Genomic DNA, 21,593 nt, shown 5'->3' with positions numbered 1-21,593 from the left:
TGACCTTTGCCAGAAGCTCTCCACCAATACGGTGACAGTTCCGAGGATTCAGCCTCGTAAACCGAAGAATCGTTGCGACGAGCAACTTTTCTCCTCGGCGAATACTTCCCTCACTAGTGGTCATTGGTCTCGTCACCTCACACTAACTACCTAAGCATCGCGCCTCTTCTGTTTATTTTGCCTTTGTTAATCTGAATAAAAGCAAAATAAAAGCCCGCAATCAATGCGGGCGATGTAAGAAAATTATCTTTTAGCCGTCTAGGTGTCAAGTTATTTATGAAAAACTTATCCCAGAGCGGTAAAAATTAAATCCATTGGTCTTAAATAAGTTGACCCGCGAAATACGCGCCACTATATCCAATGGTATATGCGATAAGCAGGTAGATACTCATTTTAAGATAGCTTGAGAAGGTTAACGCTTTAACCTTACTCATTGCAATGATCCCCGCTGCAGAGCCAATGATGAGCATAGAGCCACCAACGCCAGTCGCATAAGTAAAGGTTAGCCATTGCGCTGGAGTCATCGTAATGTCTGCTTTTAATAGTGCCGCCGTCAAAGGCACGTTATCTACCGCCGCACTCATTAAACCGACCAAGTAATTTGCGTATTCCGGCGCAAGATGCAGATATAAATCGGTAAACTTAGACAGTACACCGACCTCTTTCAACGCACCAACTAATAACAGCACACCCACAAAGAACAACAAGGTGTCATATTCAATTTCACGGATATAGTCGATGATTTTCTTATTGACGTCCTTCTTGCGCATCAAGAATTGCGCCATTAAGAACATCAAAGACAAGCCAAATAAGAAAGTTAGCATCGGCGGTACATGGTATTGCACGCTTAAGAATAACGTGGCAAAAATGGTTGATAAGAAGATGAGCGCAATCGTGATATCGGTCTTTTCAATTCTACGTAATTCAGCCTTTTCAAAGGTGATCTTATCATTCATGCCGATTGACAGCATCGCAGCTAAGATAAATACGCTAAAAATAGAGGGGGCTATTAGTAAAAGCAGATCCGGGATAGTCACTTTATCGGCTAGAAATATCATCAAGGTGGTTACATCACCAGTGATCAATGATACCCCACCGGAGTTAACACTGAAGATAATTAACGTCGCATATCTAATTAGCTTTTTCGGGTCTAATTTCAAAGACATGACTACAGCTAATGAAATAAGCGTCGCGGTGATGTTATCCGATATTGACGAAAATACGAATGCAAAAGCACCGACCAAAAACATTAGCTTGCGTTCGCTAATATGGGTTGGCATGATCCGGTGAACAATATTTTGGATAAACCCTTTTGAGTTCAAGTAGGCCACAAACGTCATTGCAGCCATTAAGAACAGCCAAAGCGTCGCGATTTCCAAAATGTTATGGTCTAACTCAATTTGTACAATTTCTGGGCTTTGACCATGAATTGGAGAGATAAAGGCGATAATCCAACATAAAGTACCAAAAAAAAGCGTTGTTTTGGCCTTGTTTACGTGAATAATATCTTCTATAACGATGAGTATAAAAGCGATGGCGATCAGGGTTAGAATAATGGGCGTGACCATAATGCGTAAACAACCTGTAATTAAATGTAACAAGGGGTGGGTTCGTTTTCGCGGCGGATTCTAGCACCATCACAGCCCCCATGCTACGTACGATAAACATTTTGTGACAAATTGATGAAGTAGCGATGTAACTTAGCTACTACACACTGGAAAGTTATGATCCCAGCAAAAAAATTATTAAATACGATAAATGAACACTGGAGCGTACTCGATCTACTTTTTAAACGATTTAAGCTCGCAGATTTCAGTCTAAAAGATGTACAAAACATCCTAAAACAGAAAAACCCTAGCTGGTCGAGTGAACGAATTTATAAAGAAACCAATCGATTACTCCAACAAGAAATTATTATCCCTTTAGCTAAATCTTCACAGTTAGAAATCAACCGTGCAATCGCTGACTTCGCCAGCTTTCTTTTACAAGAAGAGAGCCTTGGTTTAGCGGAAGAGATCACGGTGCTGGTAAAAGACTTAGAAAGATTAGGTAATCGCATCGCACAAGCTGGTGAAGAGGCCGACTACTCTGAGCTACGCCGTTTCAGCCGCATTATGGACGAACGCGTTCGTAAAATTGTTAAGCTGTTCGAGCATAACGAAAGCGCTATCATGAACTTGGTTGAACAAGCAAAGTCTGACACCTCAACGCTGTCTCTTGGCATGAGATATAAAGCCGTATTGGAAGCGTTTGACGAATATATCGAACCTATGCTGGAAATGGTCGATATTCATGGCCCATTCCAACGCTGCTTTGATCAAATAGAGCTTCAGGTCAGTGAACAAATTGACGAAATTGAACAATTAGGTCGTGGCGCTGCAGACAAACGTATGCTGGAGCAGCTCAGAACACGCATTTTAGATATGCACCTCATTGGTAGAGAAAGCTTAAGCCGCAGTGCCGATCTCCTCATGCCGTTACGTGAAGAGTTACGCCGCAATACACTCATTACACGCCAAGCCTCTAAAGTCCTTGGACAAATTAGAAAACGCGGCGTTGACCGTTTACTCTCACCAGTTCAACCAGAATTTGTGTCAGACATTCAACGTTTTAACCTTGGGCAAAAGCGTCACATGGTCGCTTATATGGCAAGTCTCGTTGAGTTTGAGCATGAAGAATATCAGCTACCCGATCACGACGATGTGCCAGCTTATCAAAGCCCTAACATTCCAGATTACAACTCGGTAAAAACGAGATTTCAACAAACCGGTAAAAAGCGCCAGGCACTATTGGGCTTTTTAAGCGATAGCTACCCAGATCTTGAAGCAGACGAAATGCTGTTTCTTTATCAAAAGCTGATCAACGAATCTGACTTGGCGCTTAGCCAAGAGCAACAAAAGAGTAAGATCACTATCGCATCGCATACCTTCTCTTTATATCCATTTAGTGCCAAAGCAAAACAAGATTAGCATTATGACGACAATTAACTTAGACATGCTCAATGAACTCCAAGCCATTAATAAAAAACTGGTGAGCGGGTATCATATCTGTGAGCAAGACACTACCCTTTGGCAAGAATTAGATCAGCAAATTGATAGCTATCAAGCGCTATTTTCAGCCTTAGGCCATGACTTACAGCACGATGCCCGTGGCTTTTACTATTTGGCAAGCGATGAAAGCACGCCAAATATGGGGAAAATTTCCCGTGCGATTGCCCTAACCATTTATATTTTGATTGAGCACTATGCCAACCAAGGTAAAGATCCGCTTCGCGTACTATTTGATGAAAGCTGCGATTTAGAGCTAATGCAAACCATAGTGCAGCTCAATAAGCATCTTTTTGACCAGTTGGAGATTTTTTCGGGCTCAGATCTCAGAAAAGACGTGTTTTTACGTATGGTGAGACTGGGTCTAGCCCGTGAGGTTGAGCAAGGCTTTATGCTACTTGCACCGATTTATCGCTACATTGACGCGCTAATGGAAGTAAACGAAGAACAATATGATATTGAGGACGAGCTATGAGCGAGCAGTTGTACGGCTTAAGTAAACTAGCATTATTAAATACCGCCGGATACGCTAAGTGTGTCATTCCTCTGGATAAAAGCGCGTCTATCTGCGCTCCGAATAACACCGGTAAAAGCTCGGTGATCAATGCGCTGCAGTTTCCACTTATCAACGATTTAAGACTGACTGAATGGGATGGTCACGATTTAGAAGAAACGCGTAAGTTCTACTTTTCTTCTGATCAATCCTATATTTTGCTTGAAGCCAACCTCCCCCACGGCGATGTGGTCATTGGCGTTGCGGGACTGGGTAAAATTGCCGGTTACGCGCACCAGTTTTTTTGCTATCAAGGCAAACTGAATCTTGATGATTACACCCAAGGTAAAAGTATCATCAAGTACACTAAGCTATTTAATCACTTACAGGAAAAACAACTCAAACCTGTAGAGCTAAAAGCACAAGAACTTAATGCCCTACTCACAGGTGGCGCCACACCATTTGATGGTGATATCAACCTGAAGATGATCCCGCTGAATAATGTCCAAGATGCACCAGTATACAAAGAAATATTCCGTCGTATTCTGAATCTGCACAAACTCGGTGCGCAGGACGTAAAGCGCTTTATGCTCAAGGTGTTCGAACGCCATATGTCGAACTCTAAAGTCGACTTTTATGAAGTCTGGCGTCGCGCTTTTGATAAGGTCAACCGTGCGCGCCGTGAGCTGAATGCGCTGGAGTCGATGCAAGAGCCAATTTCAGCCCTTGAGAAAATGCTTGAAAATGAGGCTGTATTAAAAGGTAAACTGGCGGCTTACGCCCCGAAACTCGATTTAGCTTTGGTCGAATATGATAACTATCACAACGAGCAAATTGCAGAATTGGCAACACAGCTAGAAGACATAGAAGCCGAAAAGCACGAATTTGAGTCTAAGCAGCAGCTGTACGTCCAACAGTCTCGCGATATCGAGCGTAAGCAAACCCAAATAGAGCAATGGTTTACCGATTTCCACGCGTTAAAACGTGAATTTGAACTGACTAATCATGCAACGCTTAAAACCAATTTAACTCTGTTGAAAAAGGAATATGAGCAACTTTCCTTCTCTATTAATAGTGCACAAGGGCAAAGTCTCCATACCCTTGATTTCCGCATTAATGAAACACAAAAGCAAATTAAGAGTTTAAAACTGCAACTCAAGAACCTTGAGTTCAACCTGTTTACTCGTATGCGTGAAGATCTTTCTTTAAAAGAAGTGGAAGAGATCTCACGGATCTTGAATCCAGATTTGTTATCGTTTTCAACCACCTCTCAAGGTGAAATTGATATCACCGACGAAGAAGCCTTTGGCGCATTTTTAGAGTCGCTATCTAAGTCAGTTCAAGGTGGTGAGCTTAAAGTACCAGGTGCTACCGTTAAGTTGAAAAAACTAAGTCCAGTGCAAATGCAAAGCGGTGAGAACAAAGCCCAACTGCAAGCACAGCTGGAGTCACTACAACAATCACTTAGCGATTTAAAGCAACAGCGTGAAGTAGCCGCAAACGTCGCTGAAAAGCAAAAAGAGCGTGATGCACTTTATGATGAACTCATGGCTACCGAAGCGGCCATGAAGCGCTTTGAGCAATATCAAACTATGTTGCAATCAGTCGATGCTCAACAAGCACTAAAAGAGCAACTAGAGATGGAACGAGAGCAAGTTGATGAATATTTACATGATATTCAACGTAATGCTGGTTCGATTTCAGACCGCCGTTCTATCATTAAAAGCAAGCAAGACTTATTGGTGCGCCAAGCCGACCGCCTAAAGCAAGTGAAGTCAGAACGTATCGACCACACACTAGACCTATATTCGGGTAAGCTGGCACCGTATGAAATCGAAATTAATCTTGATTTTGATAATCTCTCTGAAGTGATCCACCAGTTTAATAAAGATTGTAATGAGCTTAGAAACTTAGACGTTAATGTGCGTAATACCTACTTGCATATCTACAATGCTGGGATCACTAAGTTTGAAAACGAGTCAGACGTTACCATTAAGTATCAAAAGCTGATCAGCGCGTATCATAACTTAGATAACGAACGAGATGCCGTCGATAAACAAGCACGAGTGGCACTCACTGAAGTGGCCGCAACCATTAAAGGACTGCGTCAAGACTTAGACCGCTTACGCCGAGAGATGAACAGCTTTAACAAAGGCATAAGCCAGCATCGTATCTCTAACTTGCAGGCATTCAAAATCAATGTCATCCCTCGTAAGATGCTAGTTGATAGCATAGATACCATTATTAGCACTTCAGATTTATATGAAAAAGGCGAAAGCTTAGACTTACTTAGTGAGCAGCCTAGCTCAGAAAAGTCTGTTAATGAGGCGAAAGATCACATCATCAAACTTGCAAGTGATAAAGCGGGATTGACGTTAACCGATCTCTTTGACATTCGCTTTGAAGTGGTCAACCGCGCAGGTGATACTGAGCACTTTGATAAAATTGACTCGGCCGGTTCAAACGGTACGCGGATCACCATCAAGCTTTTATGTGGCATGCTATTTATTCGCTATCTGTTATCTGATCAAGAGCAAGCGATGTATCGCATCCCAATTTACATTGATGAAGCCGCGGACATCGACCCGCAAAACCAAAAGGCCATTATCGAAACCGCGCTAAGCTTTGGGTTTGTGCCAATTTTTGCATCGGTGAAACCACAGATCAGCTGTGACTACTTGGTGCCGATCCGCAGTGTTGCAAAAGGTAGCCAAAACTGGGTGGATGAAAAAGACTGGATAGAAGTGGAACATTAATCCCAAGTTAATGTCTTAGACACAATGATTAAAGGATGCTTGTCTCTACCATTTAACGCCTTAACACGTTAAGGTAGAGCAAACATCCGACTAAGGAGTAAAGACACATGTTTAAGAATATTGTTATCGCCACTTTGGTGCTGATGTTAGCGGCTTGCGCCAAAACCCCTGATTGGGATTATGATAAGTCTGTACAATTCGCTAACTACAAAACCTATGCTTGGTCACCCGAAGCGGACCTAAAAAATAATGGTCGTGAATACCAAGTCAATGACTTAATGGAAAAGCGGATCCGCAGTGCAATTCAAAACGAAATGAGCAAACAAGGTTTCACCCTCACCGATCCGCAATCGGCCGACTTACTGGTTAACTATCACGCATCAGTTGATACAAAAATTGAATCTGACTCGCTTCACACCACTTATGGTGCGCGTTGGAATTACTGGGGTATTGGCTGGCAAACACAGACCACAACACGTGAATATGAAGTGGGCACGCTAGTACTCGATATGATAGACAAAGCGTCTAACCAGCTAGTTTGGCGCGGTGCAAAAGAAGGTCGCTTACGTAGCAACCAATCACCAGATCAAAGAACAGCGTCAATTAACAAAACCATTTCGGAATTGCTGGCCAACTTCCCACCACAGCCACAACACTAAGAGAAAACCGGATCAAGCCTTGTCTTGATCCGAATTCCTCACCTTTATTCTTATGGTGAATAAGTCTTAACTTTATCTGTCAGGTTTGATTGTTAGGGCTTAATCAAATATAAGTACCAAACTCGGCCGTTCAACAGCAACTTCATATCTTAAATCCAATTGCGATAACGGACGCTCACCCAACTCGTATTTGGACAGATACAATTTAGAACCGCATGTCGACCCAGTGCCAATAGCCGCCGTTAAGAACGATTTTATGCCTCACCTTAAGGCAAACTAACTTTCCTAATGCGTTAATGACTAGCTTCTTTAAAAGAAAGCTGATGAGCTATATAGAACTAGTTATCCCAATATCATCCACGATGATAGATACATCTCGCTTCGGTGCAAAAATCAAGACAAGCTCTAATTCGCTTTCGGCACTGATTGGCTTATTCAATTCAATAGGGAGCGTAAAGGTTTGCAATACTGGCTCTGTCGGCGCATATTTCATATCACCTTTTTCCAATTCAGAGAAGTCAGAAATTAATAAAGGGGAGACACTGCCAGATGCGCCCATACTTTTTTTAAATACTGCACCAGACTTATCAAGTAGCTCTACCCTAGTATCAGATAACAAATTGTATGATCCACATCCTTCGCTTTCTCCTGAATCAGCTCGAGCCAGTGAGAAACTTAGGTAGGATTTTCCTTTGCGATTTTGATGTAACAACTCAGCTTCTGAAAGCTTAATGCTCAACCGTGTTTCAACTTGTTTCTTAAGTTGAACCTTTAATACATTATTAGAAGTTTTAGTTCCGTTTCTTAGGCGCTCTGAGTCTATATTGATTGGCACTTCTGTTAACGTTTTATCGGATAGGACTTTAACGGTACTTTCCTTTTTAGCTACATTTTCAAAATCTTCTATAACTTTGAAATCAGATGCCATATGGCGACTGACATAAATATCGTCAGGAAGACCAAACTCACCAGCCACAGGTTGTCTAAAAATTTTTCGATACTCTTTTGCGTTCGCCAATGTAGCTTCCAAAAAAGCAGAAACATACACTTTAGTTAAATTCTCCTGTTGTTTGGGTGTTAATAGCTTAGAATAAAAATCTTTGCTGCTTCCCCAATGGAAATCATCAGACATATCTTGATTAAAGTTTATGTGGTTAGCACGATAAATATAAATGGACTGCTTTAAGTAGTTTTTATCATCATCGAAGTGAGTTCGATGCCATTGTTGGCTACCAAGAAACTGATAAACATCCGCATCATGACCTCCTTGTAACACTAAATAGTTAACATTTTTCAGGATGTTTCTACCATCAGTATGTTGATATTGCCCGTCCATTGGGGCTAATGCGACAATGGATTTAATGTTAAAACCAAACTCTGTTGATTCACTACTATTTGGTAAGGTCTTCCATTGATTAAATGATGCAGCTAAAGCAACAGCCTCCCCTCCTCTAGACATCCCTATTAAAGCGATATTCTCTAAATCTATTTTGTTATAAAAAGCGTGACCTTGCTCAGCATTCCATTTTTGCAGCAGCTTAATATGTTCAAGCAGTATCCAACCACGGGCACCATTTTCTCCCAATAAATCATTCAAATAAGTTTGATTTACTTGCACAACAAAGTGACCTCGGCTGGCGAGTAATTCACCTAGATAATCAAACCCTGGAGCAGAATTTCCATGGACTAATAATACTAACGGTAGTGGTTGGGCTCCCAACGGAAGCCAAACTTTAGCCTCCAAAGGTAAATTACTACTTTTAAATTTGTGGTAAGCATTGTCCTCATATCCTTGGTTACGAGAATAGTCGGAAAGAAAGCTAGGTAAGCTCACATTTGGAGCAATTACATCAGGTTTTGATATAGCAAATAAAAATGGTCGTTCGCCATAGTTCATTACTGTGTATTTATGTTCGCCCTGTTCGGCAGGATTAGGTAAACCCGTAAACGGGCTATTTGGCTGACTATATCTCTCAATAACACAATCTAAAACATCTGAAGCTAATGTCGAAAATGAGGTGGTAACTATGGATAGAATGGTACAAAAGTACGAAAAACGAGTAAGCATCAAAATTGTCCCTAATGTCAAAATTTAGCACGTGGTATTGTATAGCAAATCGATCTTGCTATTAAAAAATACAATTTTTTATAATTATGCTCCTTGAGACGCAAGTAACTCAATAAAGGTTTAAATCAGTTGTTGAATGAAAGCCTGAAGGTTGCACTTAAAGTAAAACATTAATTCTGCTCTTATGACTAGCAACTAGCCGAGTAACGCAATACTACACTTAAGGTTGTTACTGTAGTGGCATAGTTAATTTGGCCACCCATTAAGAAAGAAATGTTATGCTATTTGCATACAAATTTGGGTGAAAAAATGACGAAATTAAAACGCGCAACGTATTCTGCTGCAATCAAATTAGAAACAGCTCAGCTTGTAGTTGATCAAGGCTACACGCAAGAAGATGCAGCCAAAGCTATGGGGGTTGGTAAATCAACTGTAAGTAAGTGGGTAACTCAATTAAAGCAAGAACGGAATGGCCAGTCCCCATTAGCTTCACCAATGACACCCGAACAAATTGAAATCCGCGAACTTAAAAAGCAAATCCAACGTATTGAATTAGAAAAGGATATATTAAAAAAGGCTACCGCTCTCTTGATGTCAGACTCCCTGAACAATTCTCGTTAATTGAGAAATTAAATCAACGAGAGCGTTACCCAATTAGCGTGTTGTGTAGCGTATTCAATGTGCATCGCAGCAGCTATAAATATTGGGCCATACGGGATACAACGCCAACACCAGAGCAAATAAGGCTAGAAGCTGAAGTTAAAGCCATACATGCAATGAGCGGCGGTTCAGCTGGGGCACGGACAATCGCAGCAATCGCAACGAATAACGATTTTGAATTAAGCCGTTATCGCGCCGCTAAGCTAATGGTTAAACTAAAACTAGAGAGCTGCCAAGTACCACAACATCAATATAAAAGGGGTGGTAATGAGCATCTTGAAATCCCAAATTTGCTAGATAGGCAGTTTGATGTTGTTGAGCCGAATACGGTGTGGTGCGGTGATGTGACGTATATTTGGACAGGCAATCGCTGGGCCTATTTAGCGGTCGTTGTTGATTTATTTGCACGTAAAGTCGTTGGTTGGGCAATGTCGTTGTCGCCAGATACTAACTTAACGCTAAAAGCGCTTGAACTCGCGTATGAAAGCAGAGGTAAACCAAGTGGATTGATGTTTCACTCAGACCAAGGAAGCCATTATACAAGCTTGAAGTACCGCCAACGTTTATGGCGCTATAAAATTACACAAAGTATGAGCAGGCGCGGAAATTGTTGGGATAATGCGCCAATGGAGCGATTTTTTAGAAGCTTTAAAACGGAGTGGATGCCAAAGGTTGGATACGAAAACTTTAAAGATGCTAAATATGGTGTGAGTGATTATATCAACGGATATTATAACAACGTTAGGCCTCATCATTATAATGCTGGTTTAGCGCCAAATGAATCTGAGGTTAGATACCAAGATTCTAAAACTGTGGCCAAAATTAGTTGACCACTACATACACTTAAGGTTTTAGGTCAGCGATAGCTTTCGCATCGACCCAATACCATTTACCAACCCAATTGCATTCACCGCCTGCTTTTACTTCCCTATTGCCTCGCGTAAAAAACAAGTATTTGTCATCGTACGTCACCCAAGGTGAACTTTCGTGGGGATCGGTATTCATTTTATCGTCCATATTGATAGACTTTGACCAAGCGCCAACTTGTCGCTTAAAGCCAATATAAATATCCGCACCACCTTTGCCATCTTCTCGTACCATGTCCCACATCAAGTAGGATTCATCTGGCGCATTATAAGGATGTGCTATCCAGCCTCCTTGATTTATATCACCACCTAACTTAACCGGGTTTTCCTGTGTGCCGTTTCGCAACAGGGAAAAGCCGAAATGACCACGACCGCTCATCATAGGCCGAAAGAACTGGTTGTTTAACTTCATCACCATAAGTGGTGCTGAAAGGAGGTAAGCGTGCAGCGAACCACCATTCGACTATGTGATGCATTGCTTAAACGCATTGGCTCAGCCACAGTGTGAAATCGACAGTTTACTAACATGGCACGTTAGCCTCTAGGTGTGGTTCGCTGCACGCTTACAAATCAGAAAATGCTCTGTGAGTTGTATCTGGTATTTTTATGGAGGTGCTTAAAATGAATGAGTACAGACCAGACAGTGTGCCTTGAAAAGCCGACTGCCTGGTTTAATACAGGTTATTTTGAGCTAAACGAGCTCATTCCGATTTTCTTTTAACTTTTTCTTTGTGATCCGCCAATTGAGATTGACACCAGCCGCCCCTATCAAAATTGCACTGGCACCAGCGAATTGCAGTAACGTCAAGCGTGTATCGAATGCCGCCCAGTCAACGATAACCGCAACGACCGGATAGATGAAAGACAACGCTCCCACCAAAGCGGTCGGTATTTTCTGAATGGCACTATATAATAGTAAACACATCAGCCCGGTATGAATAATCCCTATCGTAACTAAAAAAGACCAAGATACAGCCGAAATGGCAGAAATATCTCCCAAAGGAGTAAATGGAAGAAGCACAAAAATACCAATAAAAAGTTGAAATGCCACAATAATATGAGGTGGGATATGCTTCAGCTTTTTGGCCGTGATAGCCGCAATTGCATAGAAGGACGCGGCTATTACCGCATAAAATACGCCTTGTAAGTAAGTGTCTTTATCAGTGAGCGCCGCCCCTCCTTCTTGTTTTCCCACAATAATAAATATGGTTCCCAAGAAGGCACATATTAGCCACAACACTTTGTCCGTAGAAATATGCTCTTTAAAAAAGATAGCGCCAAGCAAGACAAGTATAAACGGTTCAATATGATAAGTAATCGTAGCAATTGCAATGGATGATAGCGAAAAGGATTTGAATAAAAACAGCCAGTTGAGTGATAAAGCTACACCGCCAACTGTTAGTAATATGAGTGACGGCTTATTGAGTTTAACTTGTTTAAAAATGCCCTTATACAAACAAACTAAAAGCATGAAAGTGGCCCCAAATAAACAACGCCAGAAAACTGCCGTTTCCGGTGATTGTTCTGACATCACAACGAACCAGCCTATGGTCCCTGCAATGGTCATTGAAGCAATCATTTCGAGGTTTCCTCTAAAACCTTCCTGTTTTTGCATTCTAACTCACTCCTTTTTCAGTGTTATTGAACCTGCGGTTAAGACATTTCTATTAGACTATACCAATATAAGAAAATGGAAAGGCTTTCACTTCAATAGAGTGTTGATCTGAACTGACATAAGACTGAGCATTTCCTGCAACCACTTTCTTGTTGTCACTATTGAAAATGTTAGTTTCGATACGAACTTTGTTGATCCCTATTTTCTCTCGCACTGTAAGCTCTATACGTATAACTTCATCAATCTTTACCGCGCCCAAAAATGCTAGGTCCTGACCAAGATAAATACTCCCAGGTCCGGGCATTGCCATCGCCAGCGCGGCACTTATCAACGCGCCACTTAGCATGCCATGCGCAACTCTAGTTTTAAAAACGCTTTGCTGAGCGAACACTTCATCAAGATGAAGCGGGTTACAATCGCCAGATACTTGTGCAAACAGTTCGACATCAGATTCAGTAACTTTTTTATATAAAGTGACCTTTTTACCTAGGTGTAGTTCATCAAATGGTGTACTTACTAATGTGTGCATACTTAACCTTCTATGTCTTCCTGTACTGAACTCAGCAGCACCACTTTTCCCGGGTTGAGGATATTATTAGGGTCTAGCGCTTGTTTAATTTTTTGCATAAGGTTAATGGACTCGGCCCCCAATTCCTGTTCCAGATAGTGTATTTTTCTCATTCCAACACCATGCTCACCTGTACAAGTCCCTTCAAACTTAATCGCACGTTCGATGAGTCTGGAATTTAATGCTTCAGCTGTTTGCCTCTCTGCTTCAATATCTGGGTCAATCAAGTATCCGAAATGAAAGTTACCATCTCCAACATGCCCCACAAGGAAATAAGGGAGACCTGAGTCGTTAACCTCATTAATCGATTCAAGTAAGCAATCAGCCAATTTATCTATTGGAACACATGTATCAGTGCTAATTGAACGAGCGTTCTCTTTTGAGGCGATAGCGGCATAATAGGTATCGTGTCTTGCCTGCCATAGTTTGTTTCTTTCTTCTTTTTCTGTTGCCCAATTAAACTCGGAACCACCAAACTGAGATACGATTGAATTTACTCTCTCAACTTGTTCACTGATATACTGCGACGATCCATGAAACTCCAAGATTAATTTTGGAATTTCAGATAGTTCAAGTTGGCTATAATCATTCACTAAAGAAACAGTATGCCCATCCATCAGCTCTACTCGAGCAATAGGAATACTATTCTGAATTATACTAATAACGGAGTTGACTGCGTCAGAGATACTTTCAAAAGAACAAATGGCCACAGATATTTGCTCTGGTACCGGGTAAAGCTTCAAAGTAATTTCGGTGAATACACCCAACGTTCCCTCACTGCCGATCATCAATCTAGTCAAGTCATAACCTGCACTTGTTTTTCTCGCTTTGGTGCCTGTTTTAGCAAGCTTTCCTTCGCTTGTAACAACTTCAAGCCCGAGCACGTTTTCTTTCATAGTTCCATACTTAACAGCATTGGTACCACTGGCACCGGTTGAGCACATCCCACCTAGCGTCGCATTCACTCCTGGACCAATTGGAAAACATAAATTATATGCAGCAAGTGCCTGATCAAGCTGCTTTCTGGTAACGCCTGGTTGCACTTTTGCTGTAAGAGACTCAGGAGAAATTTCGAGAATTTGGTTCATGTGTGTCATATTCATGGCAATCCCCCCATGAATTGGCAGCACGTGACCCTCAACAGAGGTACCAGCTCCGAAAGGCACAATCGGCATTTTCATTTGATTAGCAATAGATACAATATCCATCACATGCTGAGTATGCTTCGGGTACACGACTATATCAGGAGAAATCACGGTAGAAATAGGTGACTGATCTTGTCCATGCTTGACGCATTGATCCTCATCCATAGAACAGTCGACACCAAGATTTTTTAGTGCTTCAAATACCGTTAATGCATTTTGACTTACCATCATCTTTCCTTTTTAAACTGAAAGTCCACCATCAACAGGAATAACTTGCCCTGTCATATAGTTACAAGAGTTTGAGCCTAAGAAAGTGACAATTTCTGCAATATCTTTTGCACTGCCAAATCGCTTCATCGGGATCGAGTCCAGTACTTGCTCCTTTACTCGCTCGTGCAGTTTATCTGTCATATCCGTTACGATAAAACCAGGGGCTAGAGCATTAACATTAACACCTCTGCTTGCATACTCTTTGGCAAGTGAACGAGTGAGACCCAATATGCCAGCTTTACTAGCGGCATAATTTGCCTGGCCTGCTACGCCTATTAAGCCAGATACAGACGCAATGTTAATAATGCTTCCTTGTGTTTCTATAAGATATTTGATTGCCTGTTGGCAGTGTAAAAAGGTACCTGATAGATTAGTATCTATAACTTGTTGCCAGTCTTCGTAAGATAGGGATTTAAAAGCCTTATCTCTGTTTATACCCGCATTGTTTATCAAATAATCTAATCTTCCAAATTGCGTAATGTGCTTCTCAATTGCCAGACAAATGCTATCTTTATCTGCTGCATTACTAAGTACACCGAGCACAGAACCATCACATTCCTGAATTAGTGACTCTGCGGCTTCTCGGTTATTTCGATAGGTGAATGTGACATTATAATCATGTGCGACAAGGTGACGAACGATTTCTCGTCCTATACCTCTGGCGCCTCCCGATACGAAAGCCGCTTTTTTTTCAATGTTGTTATGCATATCTAATTCCTTGAAATTAATTGTTTTATTTTTTATGACAATTCAGATTGGTTAGCCATGATTGATTATTTGGTGTGTTTGATATTTGAATATCTGATAACTTCTGAGCGAGTGTTTGCGCGGTCAAATACTGTTCAAAATTAAGGCTGTGCTGTAAATAATCAATTTTTTTAACTGAGGTGATACCCGCGGTGGTACCTGTGACAAAGACCTCTAACAGATCGCCGTTATACCAATCATTAATAAGTTGTTGCAGCTCAATGCTTGATTCTTCAACGGTAAAGTTATTTTGCTGTATAAGACTGATGGTGGTATCTCTGGTGATCCCCGGCAGAATCGAGCCACTTAGGCGAGGTGTTATAACTTTGTCTTTATAAACAAAGAAAATATTTGAGGAGCTTAACTCCTCTATATACTTGTTGTGGTTAGCATCTAACCACAGAACCTGGTGATAGTTCTGTTCTTTGGCCTGCTGCTGAGAGAGGATGGTTCCGGCATAATTACCAATCGCTTTAACGGCACCAGTTCCACCTTTAGCTGAACGACTGTAATTGGACTCAACCATAATGTTAATGGCTTTGGTTGAGCTAAAATAGTTGCTCATGGGACACGCGATAACAATAAACTTGAAGCTTTTAGCTCGACCATAGAAGCCTAATGATGGCTCAGTTGCGATTATGAAGGGTCTGAAATAGAGCGTACCCTCCCTAATATCAGGAAGGTATTGAAGATCTGCTTTAAGCAGCGTAAGCAACGCATCAACAAACACATCTTCACCTAACACAGGGATGGCTAAGCGCTCACATGAAGATTGAAAACGACGAGCATGATCATAAGCTCTAAACAATGCCGCATCGTTGTTTGCTTGCCTAAATGCTTTTAACCCTTCAAATACACCTTGAGCATAATGAAAGCACTGAGAATGTGGCGCCAGAGACAAGTCATGATATTTATGAAGATGAATATCGCCCCAGCCGTTAGCTTCATGCCAATCTATCGTGACCATATGGGGCGTCATCGTCAGACCAAAGTCAGATGGTGTATTCTTCATTTAGAATGTCCTCACTTTGTGGGTAACGTTGACAAAGTTGCTCTTGATAACCTAGCTGACTGATGTGTGTTGTAACGCGGTCTCCGGGCTTGAGGTAGGGTATATTGTCATTTCCAAGGGATATACCATCCGGGCTTCCAGTCAGTATTACATCACCTGGGTACAAGGTCATAAACTGGCTGACATAATGCACTAAAAAGGCAGGTGTAAAGACCATGTCTGTCGTACTTCCATTTTGTCTCAAGACCCCATTAACGTAACAAGTTAGCGTTAGGTCCAGAGGGTAAGAGAAGGAATCAGCAGTCACAACATATGGTCCTAGAGGACAAAAACTTTGAAAAGATTTGCCTTTTACCCATTCACCTTCACGTTCAAGTAGCCATTGTCTATCTGAGAAGTCATTGGCGACACAGTACCCTAATATCGAGTTGTATGCTTGTTGCTCTGACTCCAATAATTGGCAGGTTTCGCCGATGACAACGCCGAGTTCAACTTCCCAGTCGACGTGGTTGGCGTGCGTAGGGATTAACACTGGATCTGTCGGTCCACATACAGAGCCAATTGATTTGCAAGAAATAATGGGTTCCTTTGGTAAAGGAAGGCCCGCTACCTGAGCATGCTTTCTATAATTTAGTCCTATAGAAATGATCTGTTTTGGCTGTATTGGCGCTAGAAACTGAACTTCCTGGTCATTAAACTTAGGTAATAAGGTTAAGTTAACATCGGAAATTAAGGTGTTGAGTGCGCTAAGTGACAGCGCCGTATCATACCAAGAACCGATAATGCTCGACACATCTCTTAAATCACCATTGCAGTCAACTAAGCAAGGGTAGCGACTACCCTTGCTTAAAATAGTTGCTAACTTCATGAAGTAACACCACTATCCTGATGGAGGTAGGTCTCGAAAAATGCACTTTCTGCTGCACTTAAAGACCGGGGCCGTGACTTTTTATAGCAATAAGGTGCCATAGTTGTTTCAGCTGAAGTGCAAAGCCGATCGCCATCATGCACGGTATATGCAATGGTTACTGTCGCTGCGGATATGTCACTTACCCACATTGTAATGTTCACGGGCTCATGCTTGTGAACCAATGGAGCATGATATCTAACAGAATGAGACACAACTACCGAGCCTTGATCGAAAAATGCATCGCCATTTTTTTTTGAAATCCCCCAAATAAAATCAACTCTGGCCTCTTCGAGCAAACGCATGATTGATACATTATTTACTACCCCATAGACATCCATATCAGACCATCTCACGGGGCATTTATATAAGTGCTTATTCATAACGCTTTCCTTCGCTATTCATGCGCTCGGATCTAGCCGTAAACTGTTCGCCATAATCAGGAAAGCAAATGGGTGCATCAAAAAGTGCTTCGTCATAGCCAAACGCGTCAATGAGTGTGTTGATATGAGGCTCTAGGAGCAGGCAAAGCCTGTCGATTTCCCTGTCCAGGCCATGAATCAGATCACGCTCTACCAGATCACAACTGCAATACCAGGCTGAATCTTCTTTTAGAAGTGATAACCCAAACAAGCGACCTAAAGTTTCCAAATGTGATTGGGCTACAGAAGACTCACATTGCCATTTCGCCTGAGCTTGCAACGCTAATCGATGGCCTCTCAGACGGGCTAACTTAATAGAATCATTTGCGTTGTCATTCCACTCATCAAAGAAACTACCTGCTGAGTTTATCTTATTCTCTGAGATGCTCTTATGTAAGTGGCTTTCTCTCGCGTTTAACAGTGTAATGATATTCTCTACAGACAGTTCACTCAGGCGCTCATCACCTGTATGGGTAAGCGCCGCAGGAGACTGATTGACAAGTTGCCCAGCCGCAGTGGCAATTAGGACTTGGTTATCACCTTCAGCCGTTACTAAGCCTTGCAGCAAGGAAATATATTCAGTGATTTTATTTATAGAGAATATCCCCTGAGCGCCAACTCGTTCTCGGCAGTTTGAGACAACATCAGCCATTTCCCAGGTTACAATGGCTTTAGTGATATTAATTTGAGTTGTTAAGTCGTTATCTACTTTGCCATCACCATCGAGGAATTTAGTCTTGCCATCGTTTGTTAATGCAGACATGGCATACACTTTACTCAAGTTAACAAACAACGCTCGCTGGAATGGTCGGAAATGTATAATTGCAGTATCGCTAGCACCTGGCGCATTAGATAAACGATATTGAGCAAATTTCAAGGCAATGTAACAGCTCGCTTTGCCTGCTCCAAGCGCAGCACTTGAAACACAAAGGCGACCGGGCATGATGCGCGACATAGATTTTAAAAATCTTGCTCGTACATTCTTAATATTGGCTACAAATTCTCCGTCTTCTGAGATAGCTGCGATCTCGCCCAACAAAGCGTGGTCTCGCTCGACTCTCAGGTTGTGGAACGAAGTGAGGCCATTGTCCAGACCTTGCACTGGTTTTTCTGGGCAAGGTATCGCCTGAATACCGTCACGTAACCCGTTTTCGTCGCAAAGACGAACAACAAAGGGAAACACACCGTGGTCTTTCTCTTTAATTTTTAGTCTTGCCATTACAACGGCTATTTTAGGTATGTCTGAAAAGCCGCTGTATGACATGTATTTTTGTGCCAGGCAGTCAGGTGTATTCAGAAAGAAGCACTTTTCATCATGGTCATAGATTGCTTCCGTTTTTAATGCGGCAACATTATTTCCATACCCTAGTTCAGTGGCCATATAAGGCCCGAAAGATTTCAGGTTATCTAATTCTTCTAATTCTGCAGCGGTCGCTTGGTTATGTAATGCATGGTCATAGAATGTACCCATAGTTAGATTATAGTGAACCATGATGATTGAGAAACAAGATACATCAAGCAAACCTGCCCACTCAGCAAGGGCAAATAGCCTAGAGGGATTTGCCAGTACCTCTAGAGGAGATTCAATCTTAGAGTGTATAAATTCACTTCTTTTATAAGATAGCTTACCCAACTCGGCCATATTAAGACCACTTTGGTATTTGAAAATATTGTCTCGTAATAAAACCTGCAGATCTTTATGATCCAAGTCATAAGCTCGGTTGTAGATAAAGCCTTGCAAGTCCTTTTTTGTCTGTAGTTCCATATAATTTTCCTTATTAATTTGATAACAACAGCGCCGCGTTTTGGCCTCCGAAACCAAATGAATTTGATAGCGCTATGCGATACTGTTGCTCAATGGAGTTACCTGCAATTACATTTACATTGATATTTGGGTCCAACTCTTTCAAGTTCGCACTGGCGGGGATAACGCCGCTTTGAAGCCCTTTGAGACAATAAATAGCCTCAATAGCACCACCTGCGCCTAGTAAGTGACCTGTGACTCCTTTTGTTGAGCTAACTGGTACTTGTGAGCCAAATAGCCTTTTTATCGCTTCACTTTCAATAACATCATTGCCTTTAGTTGATGTCCCGTGCGCATTAACGTAACCAACATCTGAAGGGTGACATTGCCCATCTTTTAGTGCCGTTTGCATCGCCAAAAATGCGCCTTCGCCTTCAGGGTGAGGCGTTGTTACGTGATGAGCATCGGCCGAAAAGCCATATCCTAATAAATGACCAGCTACAGGGGCATTTCTTTTGCTCGCATGTGCCTGAGATTCTAAGATTAGAACACCGGCTCCCTCTCCAATAACAAACCCGTTTCGCTCTTTGTCAAACGGGCGCGAAGCCGTAGCAGGATCGGGGTTTAAACTCAACGTCCGCATTTTTGCAAACGACGAGACATAGAAAGGAGTAATGGCAGCTTCCGCTCCTCCCGCAATGACCACATCGGCAATGTCGTTGTTAATTAGATATTTAGCTAGCCCAATTGCCATAGCACCTGACGCGCAGGCACTGCAGGGAGAAAAGCACGGTCCGAGCGCATTTACCTCAATAGCAACTTGCCCGGCAGCCATATTTAATAACCCCATTGGCAATGTCAGAGGAGATAAATCTTCATAATCACCTTCTAACATAGCGCGATGTTGCGCCTCCAATGTCTGTGTACCGCCGGCGCCAGAGCCGATTAAAACAGCTACGCGTGTCGGATCTTCCCAATTTTTGTGATCCAATCCCGCCGCTCTCAGAGCTTCAAGAGTGGCAAGTTGGGCGAACTTTGCATAGTCGTCCCAAAACCAAGGTTTGGCTACTTCCATATCCAGTTCATCGATATTGTTGACTCTGCAACTTAATTTAACCGGACAATCTTCGAGACTTGGGTCTAAAGCCGCTTTGGTTTCGCCTTTGATGATATTGTCCCAGTTTTCTGAAACAGAGTTACCTGCAGGGGTGATCATCCCCATACCGGTAATCACCACAGGTTGATTGCTCATGACAGTTTCCCGCTGACATAGTTAACAACATCATCTAGCGTTGAGATTGACTCCATATCATCATCGCTAATTTTAATGCCGTGTTGTTTATGGATCGCCTGAGCAAGATCCAGCTGAGAAAGAGAATCAAAACCGATATCTTCGAGAGAAGTATCTCCGGAAGTTTTAGATACATCCATTTTGAATCTAGTTTCAATGATCGTTTTAAGTTCGTTTAGTGAAAACATAATTGCCTCGCTTGTTTTTTGTTGATGAAAAATGATTGGAAAATTAATTCCATTCTTTTTGATAGGTTCTGAGATCTGGCCAGGTCACAACCGTTGACCCCCAGGAGAAACCTGCGCCAAATGCTGTGATTAGAAGTTTCTGACCTGGTTTTAGCTGGTTGCTGTGTGCATAATCGTTTAGTAGCAATGGAATTGAAGCCGTAAGCGTATTGCCATGATCAGCAATGTTGCTGGCTACTTTACATTCCGGTAGGTCTAACTCATACGCTACTGTTTGAAGAATTCTGATATTGGCTTGATGTCCGATCATCCAGTCTAACTCTTCGATGGTCAGATCGTTCTGTCTGACCGCTTTGAGCGAAGACTGGGTCATTTGTGAAACTGCATTTTCATATACGACCCGGCCATTCATACTGAGATAGTAGGCATGGCTTTGCGCATGTTGCCCTAAGGAGTCCTTAACCCTTTGCCTTGCCCCCCCTGCATGTGTGCATAATGCATCGCTGAGAGAACCATCAGCACCAAGATCAAATTGGCCAATCGCACCTAGTTCATCTGGCTCTCCTTTGCCGATAACCATGGCACCTGCACCATCGCCAAAAATTGGCCAAGTGGTTCTATCATCTTTATTAACAAATTTTGTAAATGCTTCCGCGCCAATAAGCAAAACAGTATCGGCAATGCCGCTTTCCACAAAGCCCTTTGCGGTTGCCATGCCATAAACAAATCCGGCGCAAGCAGACGTGATATCGTATGCCGCGACTCCTTTAAGCCCCATTTTGTCAGCCACTTCTGGAGCAACTGCCGGGCAAAGTCTTTCGGGAGAGGTTGTTGCAACAATAACCATGTCTATTTTATTGGTTTGTGCCGATTCGATTGCCCTGAGCCCGGCTTTAATCGCGAGATCCATAGTGGATATCTCGCCATCTACCATGTACCGGCGCTCTATTCCCGTCCTTTCACGAATCCACAGGTCGCTGGTATCAAGTGTTTTTGAAATATCATCGTTAGTAACAATCTTTGGTGGGACACATACACCGATCCCTCTAATGACGGCTGTCATAATCGTTATTCCTTTAATTTAATGTTATTACTGCTTTTATAATGCTTAAATCCCAACCAAAATTAACAAAAG

General features: G+C 42.1%; 19 protein-coding genes and 1 riboswitch. Of the genes, 5 read left to right on the top strand and 14 right to left on the bottom strand.

Annotated elements, in window-relative coordinates; all coding sequences use genetic code 11:
* Positions 1–5: 5 nt before the first annotated feature.
* Positions 6–176, bottom strand: a riboswitch (Lysine riboswitch).
* Between the two features lie 144 nt (positions 177–320).
* Positions 321–1,568 carry a sodium:proton antiporter NhaD gene (nhaD, locus tag JJQ94_RS12955; protein ID WP_010371900.1) on the bottom strand — a complete coding sequence of 416 codons (1,248 nt, stop codon included), beginning with the start codon at positions 1,566–1,568 and terminating at the stop codon, positions 321–323.
* Between the two features lie 156 nt (positions 1,569–1,724).
* Here nhaD and JJQ94_RS12950 point away from each other — a divergent pair, with 156 nt between their 5' ends.
* The 4 genes from JJQ94_RS12950 (at position 1,725) to JJQ94_RS12935 (ending at position 6,955) form a co-directional block, all read left to right on the top strand.
* A complete protein-coding gene (locus tag JJQ94_RS12950; RefSeq protein ID WP_099029758.1) occupies positions 1,725–2,969 on the top strand; it encodes a hypothetical protein in 1,245 nt (414 codons plus the stop codon).
* A gap of 4 nt (positions 2,970–2,973) precedes the next feature.
* Positions 2,974–3,522 (top strand): condensin complex protein MksE, encoded by a 549-nt coding sequence (locus tag JJQ94_RS12945; protein WP_099029759.1) that lies wholly within the window; start codon positions 2,974–2,976, stop codon positions 3,520–3,522.
* Positions 3,519–6,296, top strand: a complete 2,778-nt coding sequence (locus JJQ94_RS12940) for an ATPase (RefSeq protein WP_099029760.1) — start codon at positions 3,519–3,521, stop codon at positions 6,294–6,296. Before JJQ94_RS12945 ends, JJQ94_RS12940 begins: the two co-directional genes overlap by 4 nt.
* Positions 6,297–6,403: 107 nt before the next feature.
* Positions 6,404–6,955 (top strand): DUF4136 domain-containing protein, encoded by a 552-nt coding sequence (locus JJQ94_RS12935; RefSeq protein ID WP_010371911.1) that lies wholly within the window; start codon positions 6,404–6,406, stop codon positions 6,953–6,955.
* Between the two features lie 328 nt (positions 6,956–7,283).
* Here the strand turns inward: JJQ94_RS12935 and JJQ94_RS24190 are convergent, their stop codons facing one another.
* Positions 7,284–9,023 carry an alpha/beta hydrolase family protein gene (locus JJQ94_RS24190; RefSeq protein ID WP_236596605.1) on the bottom strand — a complete coding sequence of 580 codons (1,740 nt, stop codon included), beginning with the start codon at positions 9,021–9,023 and terminating at the stop codon, positions 7,284–7,286.
* Between the two features lie 309 nt (positions 9,024–9,332).
* Between JJQ94_RS24190 and JJQ94_RS12925 the strand changes: the two genes are divergently transcribed.
* A protein-coding gene (locus tag JJQ94_RS12925) for an IS3 family transposase (RefSeq protein WP_201435417.1) occupies positions 9,333–10,513 on the top strand; the annotation gives its coding sequence in 2 pieces (ribosomal slippage) (positions 9,333–9,591 and positions 9,591–10,513; 1,182 coding nt in all).
* 13 nt (positions 10,514–10,526) lie between these two features.
* Here JJQ94_RS12925 and JJQ94_RS12920 read toward each other — a convergent pair.
* The 12 genes from JJQ94_RS12920 to JJQ94_RS12865 form a co-directional block, all read right to left on the bottom strand.
* Complete coding sequence (locus JJQ94_RS12920) at positions 10,527–10,961, bottom strand: hypothetical protein (RefSeq protein ID WP_141557619.1); 435 nt, start codon at positions 10,959–10,961, stop codon at positions 10,527–10,529.
* Positions 10,962–11,240: 279 nt separating this feature from the next.
* Positions 11,241–12,164 (bottom strand): DMT family transporter, encoded by a 924-nt coding sequence (locus JJQ94_RS12915; RefSeq protein WP_039495567.1) that lies wholly within the window; start codon positions 12,162–12,164, stop codon positions 11,241–11,243.
* Positions 12,165–12,216: 52 nt separating this feature from the next.
* On the bottom strand, positions 12,217–12,693 hold the full coding sequence (locus tag JJQ94_RS12910) for a MaoC family dehydratase (protein ID WP_099030969.1): 477 nt from the start codon (positions 12,691–12,693) through the stop codon (positions 12,217–12,219).
* A 2-nt stretch (positions 12,694–12,695) separates the two neighbouring features.
* Positions 12,696–14,108, bottom strand: coding sequence for an FAD-binding oxidoreductase (locus JJQ94_RS12905; protein ID WP_236596604.1), 1,413 nt, complete (start codon positions 14,106–14,108; stop codon positions 12,696–12,698).
* 9 nt (positions 14,109–14,117) lie between these two features.
* Positions 14,118–14,855 (bottom strand): 3-oxoacyl-ACP reductase FabG, encoded by a 738-nt coding sequence (gene fabG / locus JJQ94_RS12900; RefSeq protein WP_099030971.1) that lies wholly within the window; start codon positions 14,853–14,855, stop codon positions 14,118–14,120.
* Between the two features lie 25 nt (positions 14,856–14,880).
* Entirely contained in the window at positions 14,881–15,906 is a 1,026-nt protein-coding gene (locus JJQ94_RS12895; protein WP_099030972.1) for a branched-chain amino acid aminotransferase, read from the bottom strand.
* Positions 15,887–16,774: a fumarylacetoacetate hydrolase family protein gene (locus JJQ94_RS12890; protein ID WP_099030973.1), complete on the bottom strand. Its 888-nt coding sequence runs from the start codon at positions 16,772–16,774 to the stop codon at positions 15,887–15,889. The genes JJQ94_RS12895 and JJQ94_RS12890 overlap by 20 nt, the downstream gene beginning before the upstream one ends.
* Entirely contained in the window at positions 16,771–17,196 is a 426-nt protein-coding gene (locus JJQ94_RS12885; RefSeq protein WP_099030974.1) for an acyl-CoA thioesterase, read from the bottom strand. Before JJQ94_RS12885 ends, JJQ94_RS12890 begins: the two co-directional genes overlap by 4 nt.
* Positions 17,189–19,000: an acyl-CoA dehydrogenase family protein gene (locus tag JJQ94_RS12880; RefSeq protein ID WP_099030975.1), complete on the bottom strand. Its 1,812-nt coding sequence runs from the start codon at positions 18,998–19,000 to the stop codon at positions 17,189–17,191. The genes JJQ94_RS12885 and JJQ94_RS12880 overlap by 8 nt, the downstream gene beginning before the upstream one ends.
* A gap of 13 nt (positions 19,001–19,013) precedes the next feature.
* Positions 19,014–20,231, bottom strand: coding sequence for a beta-ketoacyl-[acyl-carrier-protein] synthase family protein (locus tag JJQ94_RS12875; protein ID WP_099030976.1), 1,218 nt, complete (start codon positions 20,229–20,231; stop codon positions 19,014–19,016).
* Positions 20,228–20,458 (bottom strand): acyl carrier protein, encoded by a 231-nt coding sequence (locus tag JJQ94_RS12870; protein ID WP_017219259.1) that lies wholly within the window; start codon positions 20,456–20,458, stop codon positions 20,228–20,230. Before JJQ94_RS12870 ends, JJQ94_RS12875 begins: the two co-directional genes overlap by 4 nt.
* A 43-nt stretch (positions 20,459–20,501) precedes the next feature.
* Positions 20,502–21,521, bottom strand: coding sequence for a beta-ketoacyl-ACP synthase III (locus JJQ94_RS12865; protein WP_099030977.1), 1,020 nt, complete (start codon positions 21,519–21,521; stop codon positions 20,502–20,504).
* Positions 21,522–21,593: the final 72 nt, after the last annotated feature.

The sequence above is a fragment of the Pseudoalteromonas sp. GCY genome (assembly GCF_016695175.1).
Lineage (GTDB): Bacteria > Pseudomonadota > Gammaproteobacteria > Enterobacterales > Alteromonadaceae > Pseudoalteromonas.
The sequence above is the reverse complement of the archived record's forward strand: the minus strand, read 5'-3'. Positions and strand labels throughout refer to the sequence as shown.